The organism is Salinimonas lutimaris (assembly GCF_005222225.1).
GTDB classification, from domain to species: Bacteria; Pseudomonadota; Gammaproteobacteria; order Enterobacterales; family Alteromonadaceae; genus Alteromonas; species Alteromonas lutimaris.
This window is the reverse complement of record NZ_CP036536.1, coordinates 3,280,883-3,296,005: the sequence shown is the minus strand read 5'-3', so window position 1 is coordinate 3,296,005 and position 15,123 is coordinate 3,280,883. Positions and strand designations below refer to the sequence as shown.

The window sequence follows — 15,123 nt, the reverse complement described above, 5'->3', positions numbered from 1 at the left end:
TGCTCAGTATCGAAGGTCAACCTTAAATCAACCTTAAGGGTGAGATATTTTTTTGATTAATTTGTCTGACGCTGTGCAGCACTGCGATATACCGGTGCCTGGGTATTGAAAGGGCAGGTCGCCCTGACAGCATCCGGAGGCAGTAATAACCAGTCTTCCCGGTGGGCAGTGCCCACGGAAATAGCTTGGGTGGTGTCAAAACACTGTAATGTGACAGTCGCGGGTACCAGAACCCAGCGGTCTGGCTGCTGACCGGCCCATTGCCAGATTGCTCCTTCACTGATATCAGCCGGGGTGTTAAACCCGGCGTGATAAAGCGGACGCTCAGCATAAAGCAGGTATTGGCCTTTCCAGAATAAAATCGCCACCTGGTTATTTAAAGGTACCCGGGCCTGCATTTGCTCCAGCACATTAAATGGTGTTCTTACCGACTGCATCTGCGGAAAAACCAGCAAACCTGTGCCGAGCACCAGTATGGCTTCTGCACAAAGTAAGCGAAGCCATAAAGACCGGCGAATACACAGCGAGCCGGCCAGCCCGGTTCCCAGCCCGCATAAAGTGAAAGCCAGTAACTTCAGGGCGCTGGCATCAACCGCATAGTCAGACACTTTACGCATAATAAACGGGGCCTGCATAAGCGCACTGATTCCTATCGATAGCAGCGCGGTAGACAGCAAAGCAATGATGCCTGTGGTCATTTGTGCAAATCGTCGGTGGCTGGGCAGCCGGGTAAACAGATAAGCTGACACCATCGCTATTGCCGGAACGGCAGGTAGCAGATAAAGGCTGCGCTTGCCCGGACTGATGGAGAAAAATACCACGACCAGCAGTGCCCATATCAACAGCGTCGCGGCCACCGGACTGGCTTTAAGTAACCGCCATAAACGACGGGGATAAGCAATGAGTAAAGCAATGCCGGGGAGCCAGAACAGGGGAATGACACTGACCAGATAATAGTACCAGGGTTTGATGTGATGCCAGGAGTCGGCATAACGGTCAGCGGTCTGATGAAACAGAATATTATTTCGATATTCCAGTAATGCGGCTGACTGACCGGTGTACCACAGCATGGGGCCGACCCATATCACAATGGCAACCAGCATAAATAAAGGCCCTGCCAGATCGCGCCGGGTAAAACGGGTCGCAGTTTTCCCGCCTGCGGCCAGTACCGCAGCGGGGATTAACAGCAATACCGGCAGAAAGCCAACGCCTTTGGTAATAATGCCCAAACCCATAAAAAACCAGCTCAGGTTGTACCAAAGCCGGCTTGACTGAATAAAATAGTGGGTAACTAATCCGTATACGCCAAGCATGATCCAGCAAGCTACCATGGCATCAATCTGGGCAAATTTAGCCTGAATAATATACTGCGGAGTGAGTAACAGAACCAGGCTGGCAATACGTGCAGTGCGGGCATCCCAAAGCCGCCGGGACAACCGGTAAGTCAGCCCCAGTGTTAGCAGACTGCACAAGGCATTTGGCAGGAGTGAGGCAATCGCAATATGGCCAGTTAATGCATAAAAAAAAGCAATACACCACATGAATACAGGCGGTTTGTCGGCGTAAAATTCGCCGCCACGGGTAGGAATAAGCCACTGTCCTGACTGCACCATTTCTTTGGCAACCAGCGCAAAGCGGGGTTCATCAGCAGGCCAGGGGCTTCGCAATCCTATTCCGGCCAAAATAAATAGCGCAGCCAGCGCCATGATCATCCAGAACCATTGTGAGTCAGTCAGTGAGCGCGATGCTGAGGGTGAAAATGTAGCGGTATTCAAAACAGGTTTCCTGGTCAAAAACGATATTTTATAAAGCGGGACCCGCAGCGGGTGACAACCAGACTCAGCAATACCAGACAAACGATGCTGATACCGAGCTGCAAATATTGAGATAGCATGATGCCGGCACCGGCTATCGCAAATAGGACGGTTTGAGGAATATATCCCAGCGCACTGGCCAGCCAGAACGGAGTAAACGGTGTTCGGGTAAAGCCGGCGATAAGATTAGTTATGACATTATTACCCAGAGGCAGTAATCGCAGGCCCAGTACCCGGGTAAAGGTATGCTGACGCAAACTACAGACCAGGCGCCGGACATGGTCCGGTAACCGGGCGAGACAGCGCGATATCCATGGCTGTGGTAATATCCAGCGCGCGCCCCAGTAGTTAACAGCACAGGCGATAAGGGTCACCGCCAATGCCAGCAATGTGCCGTAAACACTGCCAAAGCTCACACCGCAAACAAAACTAATCACCTGACGCGGTGCGCCAACCATCACTGCCAATATCAGCAGGGCACTGAATAATCCCACGCCTTCACGCTGTTGTGTAAACCATTGCTGCAAAGCCTGGACATCAGTGAGCACTGCCCATTGAGGTAACACCTGACGTGCCAGAGTAAACAGGGCTGCCAGCAGCATTACCATACTGAGGGGCTTAACCAGATTTTGCATGTAACCCCGGCTTCGTTTTCACTGTATCGGTTTTCGACAGTGAGCGGGTTTCAGCTACCTTCACCAGCCCGTGACTGCGATAAATCAGCCAGCGTACTCCCAGCATATCTACCAGACCGGCCCAGCCCCGGTTCCAGGCGTTGTATTTCGACACACCCGCTCTACGGGGACGATGACTGACCGGATGAGAAATGACCTCACCCCCCATCCGCCTGACCAGCGCCGGAATGTAACGGTGCATATGATTAAAATACGGCAGCTGACGACAGGTTGCTGCCGGCAGAATTTTGATTCCACAGCCAGTATCCGGGGTGCCATCATGTAAAACAAACTGGCGTACCCGGTTGGCAATGGCTGACTGGATGAGCTTCCAGCGAGAATCCTGACGGGCCAGCCGGTGACCAATAATGCATAAAGGCGAGCTACCTCTGGGCCGGGCTCGCTGCAACATCGGCCATAAGTCAGCCGGGTTGTTTTGCCCGTCTCCATCAAGTGTAGCAATCCATTCTCCACGGGCAGCCTGCATACCATGATAGACAGCCAGACTCTGACCGGAGGCAACAGTGTGTTGTAGCAGGCGACAGGGGAATGAGTGGCGCGCGGCGCATTGCAAGACTTCCTGCGCGGTGGCATCGGTACTGCCATCGTCAACCACAATCACCTCAACCGCAATGTTGTCGGAAAACGTGGTAGCAATGTCGTTGATTAAAGAACCGATATTACCCGCTTCATTGTGGGCGGGAATCACTATACTCAACTCGGGGCTAGACATGGGACACCTGATGTTATTCACAAGATGCCGACTACTTTATGCCGTCAAACTTAAGGCAACCTTAAGTCTGCCAGCCCGTCCTAAAATTCATATTCCACTGACATGCGCAGGGTATGGTCCTTGGTATCACCGTTCAGACCTGCAATAAACCCAAGTTCCCATTTCAGCTGGCGCTGGCCGTCAAACCGGCGGATCCCCATAAATGCCGGACCCAGTCCGATAAAATCTTCGGCCGCATAAAATTCTATGGCCGGCTGAATCTCAGGGATCCAGCGATACCGGTATTTAAGCTTGAATTCACCTTCAAACTCACTAGGCACAGACTGTCCCCATTCGTAGACGAGGGTGAGGTTGGTGGTCAGACTGGTGCGCCCGAATTCTTTTTCGGTCAGTAGTCCGGCTTTAAATTCCCAGTTATCAGTCTGATGTTCTTTTTCCAGTTCAAACAGCGCCCCCCAGTCTGCCCAGTAGCGCCCCTGTTCGGTGAGCATCCAGCGTGTCTCCAGCTCCCAGGCCTGCATCCCAAAATCGCCATTTTGATCCCGTGAGCCCACCACATATCCCTCCAGAATGATGCGCTCTGACAATGCATGCCCATAGGAAAATCGCTGCATCAGTACATTGCCGTCGTCGTTCTGGCGTGAGGTCAGGCGCCATTCAAATTCACGCTCAAAAGGCAGTACATAGGGATGATAAACTTTATCAACGGTGAAGTTGTCTGCCCGGCAAAGCGGCGATAGAAGGAGTAGCCAAAGTACCGGCAGTAAACGACGTTTCATTGTTCACCTGCCTTAACATATAAAAATACCGAGTGCTTTCTAAAAGCAATCGCGGCGACCAGCGGAATCAAAAAGGCCACACAGTAGGTTATCAGGTAAGCCTGTGAAGGCGTTTCCTCATAACCAAACAGGGCATTAAACAGATGCCCGTATTCACTTTCATCTTTCAGCCATCCGGCGGTGTTCCAAATCCGGGTCTGATCAGGCAGCCAGTTTATTTGTTCGAGCATATTGGCGATCGCAGCCACCTGTCCTGCGCAAAATGCACACAGCAGCAATGCCCGTACAAATGCCGGTGTCAGCCCGGACAACAGCATGTTGAGCAGGATCGCAAGACTCAGGCTGATGCCCAGACCAATGACGGTGCCCAGCATCATCGCCGAGCCTGACTGGGCGCCTGGCCAGTAGGCCAGTGAATAGATCAGAAAGTGAATAGCGTTAGGTAAGGTAAACAGTGCAGCCATCAAACCCAGCGCCAGTGCTTTGAACTGATTTGAACATTGCTGCTCCATGGCCAGTAAACTGACCACAAGCGCCAGCCACCCAAGCAGCAAAGCGCCAATTTTCAGCCATTCCAGCCCGTTGCCATCACCGATAGCCAGTAGTCCGTCCAGGCCAAGATAAACGAGCAGTGCCAGCAGCCCGCCACTGCCTACCCCACTTAATACCGCATAGCGGGGAACAGAGACAAAGCTAAGTAGCAGACTGACCAGCAAAAACACCGGCAGGGTGTCGCGAATAAATAAAATAACGGTGTTAATGAGCATGGCTCACCTCGCTGGCCACGATCACTTTGCCAATTGCCGTGTTAGGGTGATATTCACCAAAAAAGCGATATTCACCGGCGGGCAGGGGGCCCACATAAATCGTCCCCCGGCGCTGACCAAAAATTACTTTTTCCCGGTTAAGATCAAAACTGTCAATTTCTTCGGGCGTGGAGTCGTGGTTAATAAATGTCAGGCGCACCTTGGTATTAGCCGGAATGGTGATGACCTGAGGAACAAAGAGATTATTTTTAATTTCAATGACAAATTCGGGCAGGCTGGCCGCTCTGACCAGGGCTGGTATCAGGGCTATGATCATAAATAGCAGATAAACCCGTTTCATGCCGACTCTTCATATCGGGCAAAACGTACGGCAACCCGCAGCCCGCCCAAATGTGACTTATCCAGCGTCACAGTAGCCTGATGCAATTCAACAATCTGACTGACAATGGCCAGCCCCAGACCGCTACCGGCTGACTTGTACAGGGTTTGGTGATGATCACGATAAAATCGCTGCAACACATTTTGTCGCTCTGCTTCGTCTATACCCGGACCGGAATCATCAACAGCCAGTGTCACATACTGCTCATCCTGCATCACGCTCACTTCAATCGTAGCCCCGACAGGTGCATAGTTGTTGGCATTACCGACCAGGTTTTGCAATAACGTATACAAGGTAAATTCAGTACTGGCAACCAGCCCCTGTTCGCCTGTCAGGCTGATGTCCTGTTGCCGGGCATCAATTTTACTGTACATGTCAGCAATTAGCTTTTGCGCGACCGCGACAATATCGACACTACAAAGCTGTTGATTGAACAGCTCCGGGCTGGTGCGGCTCAGTAGTAATATCTGATTAACCACATGAATCATACGGTTAGTATCCTGCGCTATGGCATCTAGCTGTGCGCTGGGCTCTGGTAACTGACCGGCCAGGTTATGCAGATTAATTTTCATCACGCTGAGCGGGGTGCGCAGTTCATGGGCAGCATTGGAGGCAAATTGCTGCTCGCGCTCAAACGCATCATTGAGGCGTACAAACATGGAATTGAGTGTATCCACCACAGGGGTCAGTTCGGTGGGGGTCTGGCGCAGTTTTATCAGCGACAAATCCTTGCCCTTACGTGCTGATAACTGTTGTGACAGAGATTTTAGTGGCCCCAGGCCGCGGCTGATAGACAAAAAGATTATCAGCGCCAGCAAGGGAACACTGATAATAAAGGGCGTAATGGCGGCGGTAATCAGGTTTTCGGTCAGACTGACCCGGTTTTGCAGTGGCTGGGCAACCACCACCGTGATATCGGTTGTTGGAATGGGGCGGGAATATACCCGCCAGCGCTGATTATTAAAATTGATGTCAGAAAAAGCGCTGTTGCCCAGACCGGGCAATGCCGTCGCCGGTATATTATCAGAGTGCGCCAGCAACCGGTTGTTTTGCCATATTTGGTAGGCTATCGGCGAATCGTCTTGCCCGGGAGAGGGGTAGCCATGACTAAGTGCAACGGTATGCAATACACTTTTTAATTCATTATCCAGCAGTTGTGCGCTGACCGCGCCGGCAGCCCGATAGCCGTGAATGGCTGCACTGAATATAATCAGAACCAGCGCACTTATCAGCAGTAGTAATAAATACCGGCGAATAGAGGTCAACGGGAGGCTCCGCTGTGGATGCAATAGCCTACGCCACGAATGGTACGGATAAAGTCGGCGGGTAATTTTTTACGCAAATGATGGATATGTACCTCAATGGTGTTACTGGCCACCTCCTCGCCCCATTCATACAGACGTGACTCAAGCTGTGCTTTGGACTGAACCCGCCCGGCATTTTCCATCAGTGCTTTAAGCAGCATCAGTTCGCGACGCGACAGCTGAATGGCATGCTCATCAACCAAAAGCTCAAGCGTATGGGTATTGAGACTGACATTAGCCAGCTGAATAATACTGGATGCAGCGGTACCCAGACGGCGCTCCATGACCCGCAGACGGGCCAGTAGCTCATCCATTTCAAAGGGTTTGGGCAGGTAATCATCAGCCCCCGCATCCAGGCCCAGAATTTTGTCAGTGATTTTGTCCCTGGCAGTTAGAATGATTACCGGCAATGATTTATGTTTCAAACGTAAGCTTTTGAGAACCTGCAAGCCGTCCATATCCGGCAGGCCCAGATCCAGAATCACCAGGTCGGTTTGCTGTGCACCCAGGGTGAGTAATGCCTGCTGCCCACCATATACGCAGTCGACCACATAATTTGCCCTTCGCAGGGAACGGGTCAGCGCTTCAGATAACGGACGGTCGTCTTCAACCAGCAATACACGCATTAAGCATTCTTTGTTGTTTTACCTGAAAAAAGCATAACAAAGAAATCTTAAATTAACCTTAAGATCTTAATTTACAGCGTAAAGCCCAGTTGTGTCAGATAGTGAAAGTAAGCGCCGCTGGCCGCGCCATCCAGTGATGCCCTGGCTGGCATCTCACTGATATGCAGAGGCAGGGGTCGCAGCATTTCCTGTTTGATGTTGGCGGTCAGCTGTTCAAGCAGGGCAGAATACTGACACAACGGACCGGTAAGGATAAGGGCATCGGGGTTTAACATGATAACAGCGGTGCCAAGTACATGGGCAATATGCCTGATAGCCTGATCAACCTGATCTGCCTGCCAGTTTTCAGGCGCGCCATGAAACGCCGTGCTGACAAAGTCCTGTAAGTTAGTACGGCCATCCACCTTTACGTATCCCAGTTCGCCGGCCAGCCCGTTACTGCCTTTGATTAATTGCCCGCCCAGGTAGATACCTGCGCCGATGCCCCGGCCAAGATAAATACATATAAAGTGGTGATAATGAGTAGCGCTGCCGCGGCGGGCTTCTGCAAGCGCAGCCCAGTTAACGTCGTTATCAATCACGCAGGGAACCCTGAAGCAGTCTTCAAGATGTTGCTTAAATGGTGTATTGCCGGCCTGGGCAAATGGCAGTAAAGGCACCTGGACCACCTGATGGTTATCCGGGTCAACAGGCGCAGCAACAGAAATGCCAATGGCCAGTATCGGCAGGCCGGTATCAGCCATACCTGTCTCTATCCCTTGCTCTAGCAGTGCCAATAGCTCGGTTTTGTCGTGTTCGCTGGTAATCACAAAACATTGCTCAAAAAGAACCGCGCCAGAGAGCGAAAAAAACGCAATCTGACCATGCTGTGAGTCAAGAGCCACGGATACCACAACACCATGCGCATCATTCATTTCATAGATGATACCGGCACGGCCCTGACCGCGGGTGCGCCGGTCGGTGGCCCGAATCAGTTGCAGAGACTCAAGTCGCTGGGCTGCCTGAGAAATCGTTGGCCGGGATAACCCGGTCACCTGTGCCAGCATCGCCCGGCTGCACGGTCCGGTTTGCTGTAATGCCTGCAGCACATCCTGCGCATTGCGGGTGGCAATGTATGAAAAATGGTGGGGTTTCATAATCCGTAAAACCAGTAAAAATACAAAAAAATAACATTCAGGGGTGTATCCGTAGCGACGACCCGGCGCCTGATTTCCCTTAATGCTGTATTTATTATTTGCATGAAAAATCAGTAAAAACTACAGTGAATATTAACTTTGTTAAGTTTTTTAACAAAGTGCTTGAATTCTTTTTTACTGGCGTTTATAACGTAGGGGTTACATTTGGTTAACAGTGTCTTGGCAGACATATTCGAAAGACGAGGGGACGCGGATTTCGAATGGTTGCACGACGAGCCGCGTGGTCATGAAGTGCCTTTTATTACTTTCAACCTGGTGAAAGTAAGTGGTGAAACAAAAAGGCTGACATAACGCGTTCGCACAAACGTGTATATCTCAACTGGAAACCAACTATGTTTAGTAAATCAAAAATATCTGCAGCTGTAACCGGCGCAATTTACACCGTGGTTGCAGCACAGGCTGTTGCCCAGCAAGGGCCTGAAGAAGTAGAACAGATTGAAGTTAGAGGTGTTAGGGGAAGTCTGTCTCAAAGCATGAACGTCAAACGCCAGTCCTCCGGGGTGGTGGATGCGATTTCAGCCGAAGATATGGGTAAGTTCCCGGATACTAACCTGGCCGAATCACTGCAACGTATTACCGGTGTGTCAATCAACCGGGTCAACGGTGAAGGTTCTGAAGTCACCGTACGTGGTTTCGGTGGTAACTTTAACCTGATCACCTTAAACGGCCGTCAGATGCCGGCTGCCAACGTATCATCGATTACCGGTAACCCGCTGGATCAGGGCTCAACCGGCACCACCCGTTCGTTTGACTTTTCAAACCTGGCCTCAGAAGGTGTCAGCGGTATTGAAGTGTATAAAACCGGTCGGGCTGCCATTCCCTCAGGTGGTATCGGTGCCACTATTAATATCAATACCCTGAAGCCGCTTACACAAGGTGAAAACCGTGCCTCGGTGGGGGTCAAAGCCATGAAAGATGAAAGTGGTGATGGTGTCACGCCGGAAGTCAGTGGTGTAACCAACTGGAGTAATGACGATCAAACCTTCGGGGTGTCAGTATTTGGCTCTTACCAGGAGCGGGATTCGGGCAGCCGGACTATGTCGGTTGAACGCTATGATTTAGAAACCTGGGGCCCGGATGCGCTGGAAACCCTGGGGATGCAGAATGCCAATATCACCAATGCGCCGGCAGACGGCACTTTGGTGGCCATTCCGTCTAACCTGGGGCTGGGCACTAACAGCGATAACCGCGAACGTATCAACGGTATGGTAACGCTGCAGTATGCACCTTCAGACACGTTAACACTGACTGCTGATGCTTCTTATGCCCGCAACGAAATGGAGTCGAATTCGCTGGTTGATGGTATCTGGTTTGCCCGTCAGTTTACTGATGTAGAATTTGACGGTAACCCGCTGGTGGCCACCCCGATTCGCCTGACCGAGGATATCGACGGCGGTAAAGATTTCTTTTTCCAGAATCTGGTACTGGGCACTAAAGATGAACTGAAATCTTTTGGCGTGAATGCTGACTGGTGGGTCAATGATAACCTGAATCTGCGTTTTGATGCCGCGACATCCAAAGCCACCAGTGGTGGTAATGCGCCGTATGGCAAAAACTCAATCCGCTTTAACGTAGCAGGGGCCACTGCAGGCTGGCAAACCGCTGACTTCTCCCGCTCGATTCCACAGGCGAGTATTGTGGTCGATGACACCCTGAAAGGAAATAACAACGGTATTTTTGATTTACCGGACGTAGGCTCGCAGGTATCGCAGACCGCGCAGTCTTCGCAGGAGTCCAGTGTGGATCAGTTCCAGTTTTCTGGTAAATGGGACAAAGGCGGCGATCTTTTCGTGGACTTCGGGGTGGGCTACCTGACCACTGAAATGCAGCAAAATCGTCTGTCGACTCAGGCAATTCTGGGCGGCTGGGGCGTCGATAACCCGGGGGATGTGCCAGAAGGTCTGCTGGATATCACCTGCACTGGCTGTGCGTTTGAAGACCATGATATGAATGGTGTAGAAGGCGCGGATGCGATTGCGCAGCCGCCGGGCTCACCTACCATTCCGCTGGGCAGCGTGTCGTTCCGGGGAAATGCGGTCGAGCTACTTGAAGTCATGGCACCGATGTATGGCTTTACCGCCGGTAACCTGCCGGCTACTGGGTCTGATAACAATACCATCAAAGAAGATATTTTCTCGGCGTATGCCCAGGTGACTATGGATGGCGAGGTCGGTGGCATGCCGGTAAACCTGGTTGTGGGTGCCCGCTACGAAAAAACCGATGTTACCTCCACCGCAAGCCAGCGAGTGCCTACTGATATTGTGTGGTTGTCAGATAACGATTATAACCTGATTCTGGGTGATGAAGTTGTACAGCTGAGTGCGGACCACAGCTATGAGAACCTGCTGCCGAATATCGATTTGTCGGTGAATATTACTGATGATTTGAAAGCCCGTGCGTCCTACAGCATGACGCTGGCACGCCCCAGCTATGATCAGTTGTATGCCGCCACCAGTGTGAATGTCCCTAACCGGCCAACCCTGCTAGGAGGTGCGCCATCAGGTAATGTAGGTAATGCGAAGCTGGATCCGTTGGAGTCTAATAACTTTGATTTGTCACTGGAATGGTATTACGGCGAATCTAGCATGATTTCAGTGGGTTACTACCGTAAAGATGTGGCCAACTTTGTGGGTACGCAACAGGTGGCTGAACCGTTATTTGGCCTGCTTGACCCCAACTCAGGTCAGCCGGGCACATTATCAGGTGATGCTGTTGAAGCACTGAACGCGCAGGGCGTGACGGTGACCGAGCGTAACTTCTTTACCATGGCGGCTATTCTGGCTAACCCAAGTGCCTTCCCGGGCGGTGCGGCTGAGTTTGATGAGTCGCAGGGTTTTGCTGATGCGGTATTTGGTACCTACGATATTCTGGCCCGTGAAGGCGATCCGGAATTCTTGTTTGAGCTGACTCGCCCCATCAACAACCAAAGTGCGCGTATCTCTGGTTACGAGCTGGCCTGGCAGCATTTCTTTGGTGAAAGCGGATTTGGTTATCAGGCTAACTTCACTATTGTAGATGGTGATATCGGCTATGATATCGCCTCTGATCCAACGGTAGATCAGTTTGCTCTGGAAGGCTTAAGTGACAGTGCCAACCTGGTTCTTATTTATGAAAAAGATGGTTTGTCAGCGCGGATCGCCTATAACTGGCGGGATGCTTTCCTGGATGAAGTTAACCGTTCGGTCTCTTCTGTGCGTAACCCGCTGTTTGTGGATGAGTACGAGCAGATTGATATTAACGTAAGCTACGACTTCAACGAAGATCTGACGGTAAGTCTGGATGTCATTAACCTGACTGAAGAAGGTCAGCGTCAGTATGGCCGGACCTACAACAACACCTTCTTTGTACAGGAGCTGGATCGCCGCTTTGTACTAAGCGCCCGTTACAACTTCTGATAAGTGTGTAGTGAATGAGCCAGCTTCGGCTGGCTCTTTTTTAACCTTATGATTTGCTGTGTGTTTTACTTCAATGCGTTGCTTACACATGAACGCCGCGCTAGGATAAATACACGAAGTCAGCAGCAAGGCGGCCTGTGACAGATGAAGACAACCACATTACTTAATAACGTCGACCATCAGGCGTTGAAAGTCGATACCCGTGTAGCAGTGAGCCACGAATTAAACGTGAACCGCACACTGGCCTACACCCCGGAGATTAAAGATCTCCACAAAGAATTTCCGTTACTGTTTTACCGTGATCCGGCCTCTGGCACCCTGCAGATTCATGCGATTCTTGGCCTGGATAAAGATGAAAACCTGTTTGTCAGCGAGTCTGGTTGGTGTACCCGCTATGTGCCTGCACAGCTGGCCTGTGGTCCGTTCAGCCTGACCTACACTGAGGCGGATCATCCATCGCAACAGGCGCAGCCTGTATTGTGTTTTGATGCTCAGGATCCCCGCTTGCAGGAAGCGCAGGGTGAGCCGGTCTTTTTGCCGATGGGCGGTGAATCGGCGTACCTGAGCCATGTTAAAAAAGCCCTGCAGGTCATTGAAGCCGGTGCAACGTACGACACCACCTTATTTACGCTTGCCACAGAGATGGACTTGTTAGAGCCCGTGGCCATTGAAATTAAGCTGTCTGAAGAACATCAGGTTAATTTCAGCGACTACCTGACGGTGAATGAACAAAAGCTCGCGGCACTGAGCGGTGAACAGCTCAGTCGGCTTAATCAGTACGGTGTACTGAGCCTGCTTTATTTTATGATTTCCTCAACCAGTAATTTTCAGCAGCTGATTGACCTGAAAAACGCGCAAAGCGCCATGTTCTGAATGAACCGGTACCGATGAGGTGCCTTGGGAAGTGGATGTACAGATGAGTGCCAGACAACACAACGCCTACCCTGAAACATTAACGGTAATGGAAGGGATAACCCCAGACACCATACCCTTTGATGACTTGTTTGCTGCTAATGGTCCGGTGTTATTGCCGGGGCTGGTTAAACAATGGCCTCTGGTTCAGGCGGTAGGCAACTCGCCCCAGGCGGTGATGTCCTCGTTGCAGGAACATGATGCTGGCCGTCCGTTTCTGGCATACCGGGGCGCGCCGTCCATATTCGCCCGGTTTGGCTATAACGCCACAGCAACCGGCTTTAACTTCACCAGCGAACGGGTAACGCTGCCGCAGGTATTTGATGACATTCGCCGGCAGTGGCAAGACCATGAACATGACTATGTGTATGTTAATTCCTTAAAGCTGGCCGACGGTTTCCCGACGCTGGCTGACACGCATACGCTGAATTTTTCCCATCCCGAATTTACCCAGAATCAGCCCGTGGCCAAAATCTGGCTGGGCTCCGAATCGGTCGCCGCCGCGCACTTTGACCAGCCCAGAAATCTGGCCTGCTGTGTTCAGGGTAAGCGGCGTTTCACCCTGTTTGCTCCCGACCAGATAGACAATCTCTATCCCGGGCCACTGCACCCCACACCCGGAGGGCAGGTAGTCACCATGGCGAACCTGGCCAATCCCGACCTGACGCGTTTTCCCCGTCTTGAACAGGCGCTGGATGCGGCCATTATCGTGGATATGCAGCCGGGTGATGCGCTGTACTATCCCAGTATGTGGTGGCATGAGGTAGAAGCGTTTGATCGCTTCAATGTGATGATTAATTTTTGGTGGATGAGCCAGAAACAGTATACCGGCAACCCCATGGATGTTTTGCTGCACGGTATGATGAGCCTGCGGGATAAGCCTGAAAATGAAAAGCAGGCCTGGAAAGCGCTGTTTGATTATTATGTGTTTGGTGATGCCAGCCGGGTAACAGCGCACCTGCCTGAACCCAGCCATGGGCCACTTGGCCCGATGGATGACTCAACCGCCCGTCGTTTACGGGCGATGTTATTACAGAATCTGAATCGGTAACGTTATGGCAGATAGGATAAAACGCTCAGTGGTGATAGCCGGAGGCGGCACCGCCGGCTGGCTCACCGCTTTCAGTCTGGCCAGCCGGCTGGGCAACCTGCTTGATATCACGCTGGTGGAGTCTGATGCCATTGGCACCGTGGGCGTGGGCGAGGCAACCATTCCCACCATGCGTACCTTTCATCGCTTGCTGGGCATTGATGAGCGGGAGTTTATGGCGGCCACTCAGGCAACCTTCAAACTGGGTATTCAGTTTGAAAACTGGGGGCAGCAACATGACCGTTATATTCACTCGTTTGGTGAAATTGGTCAGCGTAGCTGGATGGCTGAGTTTCATGAATTCTGGCTGGCCGCGCAGGGGCAGGCCGGCAGTCTGGATGAATACTGTCTGGAGTTGCAAGCTGCCCGGCACAACAAGTTTTGCCTCGGGGTGGATAACCAGCCCGTCAATTATGCGTTTCATCTGGATGCCAGCGCTTATGCCCGCTATCTGCGAAGCAAAAGTGAAGCTGCCGGTGTAACACGTAAAGAAGGCAAAATTAACCATGTCAGTCTGGATCCTGACAGCGGCCATATTACCGGTTTAACGCTGGAGGATAATCAGCAGATAACCGGCGATGTTTTTATTGACTGTACCGGCTTCAGAGCGCTGTTGATGGGGCAGGCGCTGGGAGTCGGGTTTGATGACTGGAGCCATTACCTGGCTGCCGACCGTGCCGTGGCAGTACAAACTGAGCTACATGGCGAGCCGGTACCCTATACCCGGGCCATTGCTCATGACAGCGGCTGGCAATGGCAGATTCCGCTGCAGCATCGCATGGGCAACGGCCTGGTTTACAGCAGTCGGTTTATATCGGACGACCAGGCCAGAGAACAGCTGATGGCAAATCTGCCGGGCACACCACTGACAGACCCCCGCACCATTCAATTTAAAACCGGCCGGCGACGCCAGGCCTGGCATAAAAACTGTGTGGCAATCGGCTTATCAGGCGGCTTTCTGGAGCCGCTGGAATCGACCAGTATTCATTTGATTACCACCGCCATTTTACGCCTGATGAAGCTGTTTCCGTTTGCCGATGATATGCAGGCACAGGCCACCCGGTTTAACACAGAAACCGCTAATGAGCTGGAAACTATCCGCGATTTTATTATTTTGCACTATCATGCCACCGCGCGGACAGACAGTGACTTCTGGCAGTTTTACCGGCGCATGGATATTCCTGAATCGCTGCGCCACAGAATGGATATTTTTTGCCAGAATGGCTATGTATGGCCAGATGAGGTGGGCTTGTTTCGCACCGACTCCTGGGTTCAGGTAATGCTGGGGCAGGGCTTAACGCCCCGTCAGTATCATCAGGCCGGGCATTTGCTTGACACACCACAGTTACACAGTCAGCTGAGTGCATTACGCCAGTCGATTGCGGCCCGGTTGGACAAAATGCCACGGCATGCTGATTTTATTGCTCAGTACTGTCCGGCCAGGAAAGACTGAT

General features: G+C 51.8%; 13 protein-coding genes. 4 read left to right on the top strand and 9 right to left on the bottom strand.

What is annotated here, in order from left to right:
- Positions 1-56: 56 nt before the first annotated feature.
- The 9 genes from EZV72_RS14570 to EZV72_RS14530 all read right to left on the bottom strand — a co-directional run bounded on the left by EZV72_RS14570 (position 57) and on the right by EZV72_RS14530 (position 8,212).
- Complete coding sequence (locus tag EZV72_RS14570) at positions 57-1,775, bottom strand: ArnT family glycosyltransferase (protein WP_137167913.1); 1,719 nt, start codon at positions 1,773-1,775, stop codon at positions 57-59.
- 14 nt (positions 1,776-1,789) lie between these two features.
- The gene (locus tag EZV72_RS14565) at positions 1,790-2,449 is read right to left on the bottom strand and encodes a TVP38/TMEM64 family protein (protein WP_137167912.1); all 660 of its coding nucleotides are present in this window, start codon (positions 2,447-2,449) and stop codon (positions 1,790-1,792) included.
- Entirely contained in the window at positions 2,433-3,221 is a 789-nt protein-coding gene (locus tag EZV72_RS14560) for a glycosyltransferase family 2 protein (RefSeq protein ID WP_137167911.1), read from the bottom strand. Before EZV72_RS14560 ends, EZV72_RS14565 begins: the two co-directional genes overlap by 17 nt.
- Positions 3,222-3,301: 80 nt before the next feature.
- Positions 3,302-4,000 (bottom strand): hypothetical protein, encoded by a 699-nt coding sequence (locus EZV72_RS14555; RefSeq protein WP_137167910.1) that lies wholly within the window; start codon positions 3,998-4,000, stop codon positions 3,302-3,304.
- Positions 3,997-4,767 (bottom strand): FTR1 family protein, encoded by a 771-nt coding sequence (locus EZV72_RS14550; RefSeq protein WP_137167909.1) that lies wholly within the window; start codon positions 4,765-4,767, stop codon positions 3,997-3,999. The genes EZV72_RS14555 and EZV72_RS14550 overlap by 4 nt, the downstream gene beginning before the upstream one ends.
- Positions 4,757-5,107, bottom strand: a complete 351-nt coding sequence (locus tag EZV72_RS14545) for a cupredoxin domain-containing protein (protein ID WP_137167908.1) — start codon at positions 5,105-5,107, stop codon at positions 4,757-4,759. The genes EZV72_RS14550 and EZV72_RS14545 overlap by 11 nt, the downstream gene beginning before the upstream one ends.
- Positions 5,104-6,411, bottom strand: coding sequence for an ATP-binding protein (locus EZV72_RS14540; protein ID WP_137167907.1), 1,308 nt, complete (start codon positions 6,409-6,411; stop codon positions 5,104-5,106). Before EZV72_RS14540 ends, EZV72_RS14545 begins: the two co-directional genes overlap by 4 nt.
- Positions 6,408-7,076 carry a response regulator gene (locus EZV72_RS14535; protein WP_137167906.1) on the bottom strand — a complete coding sequence of 223 codons (669 nt, stop codon included), beginning with the start codon at positions 7,074-7,076 and terminating at the stop codon, positions 6,408-6,410. Before EZV72_RS14535 ends, EZV72_RS14540 begins: the two co-directional genes overlap by 4 nt.
- A gap of 71 nt (positions 7,077-7,147) precedes the next feature.
- Positions 7,148-8,212: an ROK family transcriptional regulator gene (locus EZV72_RS14530; protein ID WP_137167905.1), complete on the bottom strand. Its 1,065-nt coding sequence runs from the start codon at positions 8,210-8,212 to the stop codon at positions 7,148-7,150.
- A gap of 392 nt (positions 8,213-8,604) precedes the next feature.
- On the opposite strand from EZV72_RS14530, the gene EZV72_RS14525 reads away from it, so the two are divergent.
- The 4 genes from EZV72_RS14525 (at position 8,605) to EZV72_RS14510 (ending at position 15,122) form a co-directional block, all read left to right on the top strand.
- A complete protein-coding gene (locus tag EZV72_RS14525) occupies positions 8,605-11,667 on the top strand; it encodes a TonB-dependent receptor (RefSeq protein WP_137167904.1) in 3,063 nt (1,020 codons plus the stop codon).
- Positions 11,668-11,811: 144 nt separating this feature from the next.
- Positions 11,812-12,540: a SapC family protein gene (locus EZV72_RS14520; RefSeq protein WP_137167903.1), complete on the top strand. Its 729-nt coding sequence runs from the start codon at positions 11,812-11,814 to the stop codon at positions 12,538-12,540.
- Positions 12,541-12,583: 43 nt separating this feature from the next.
- Entirely contained in the window at positions 12,584-13,630 is a 1,047-nt protein-coding gene (locus EZV72_RS14515; RefSeq protein WP_137167902.1) for a cupin-like domain-containing protein, read from the top strand.
- Positions 13,631-13,634: 4 nt separating this feature from the next.
- Positions 13,635-15,122 carry a tryptophan halogenase family protein gene (locus tag EZV72_RS14510; RefSeq protein WP_137167901.1) on the top strand — a complete coding sequence of 496 codons (1,488 nt, stop codon included), beginning with the start codon at positions 13,635-13,637 and terminating at the stop codon, positions 15,120-15,122.
- Position 15,123 lies beyond the last annotated feature (1 nt).

Excerpts from the sequence above, each read along its gene's own strand:
- EZV72_RS14565 (WP_137167912.1), bottom strand. The coding sequence starts at position 2,449 with ATGCAAAATCTGGTTAAGCCCCTCAGTATGGTAATGCTGCTGGCAGCC.
- EZV72_RS14560 (WP_137167911.1), bottom strand. The coding sequence starts at position 3,221 with ATGTCTAGCCCCGAGTTGAGTATAGTGATTCCCGCCCACAATGAAGCG.
- EZV72_RS14555 (WP_137167910.1), bottom strand. The coding sequence starts at position 4,000 with ATGAAACGTCGTTTACTGCCGGTACTTTGGCTACTCCTTCTATCGCCG.
- EZV72_RS14550 (WP_137167909.1), bottom strand. The coding sequence starts at position 4,767 with ATGCTCATTAACACCGTTATTTTATTTATTCGCGACACCCTGCCGGTG.
- EZV72_RS14545 (WP_137167908.1), bottom strand. The coding sequence starts at position 5,107 with ATGAAACGGGTTTATCTGCTATTTATGATCATAGCCCTGATACCAGCC.
- EZV72_RS14535 (WP_137167906.1), bottom strand. The coding sequence starts at position 7,076 with ATGCGTGTATTGCTGGTTGAAGACGACCGTCCGTTATCTGAAGCGCTG.
- EZV72_RS14530 (WP_137167905.1), bottom strand. The coding sequence starts at position 8,212 with ATGAAACCCCACCATTTTTCATACATTGCCACCCGCAATGCGCAGGAT.
- EZV72_RS14525 (WP_137167904.1), top strand. The coding sequence starts at position 8,605 with ATGTTTAGTAAATCAAAAATATCTGCAGCTGTAACCGGCGCAATTTAC.
- EZV72_RS14520 (WP_137167903.1), top strand. The coding sequence starts at position 11,812 with ATGAAGACAACCACATTACTTAATAACGTCGACCATCAGGCGTTGAAA.
- EZV72_RS14515 (WP_137167902.1), top strand. The coding sequence starts at position 12,584 with ATGAGTGCCAGACAACACAACGCCTACCCTGAAACATTAACGGTAATG.
- EZV72_RS14510 (WP_137167901.1), top strand. The coding sequence starts at position 13,635 with ATGGCAGATAGGATAAAACGCTCAGTGGTGATAGCCGGAGGCGGCACC.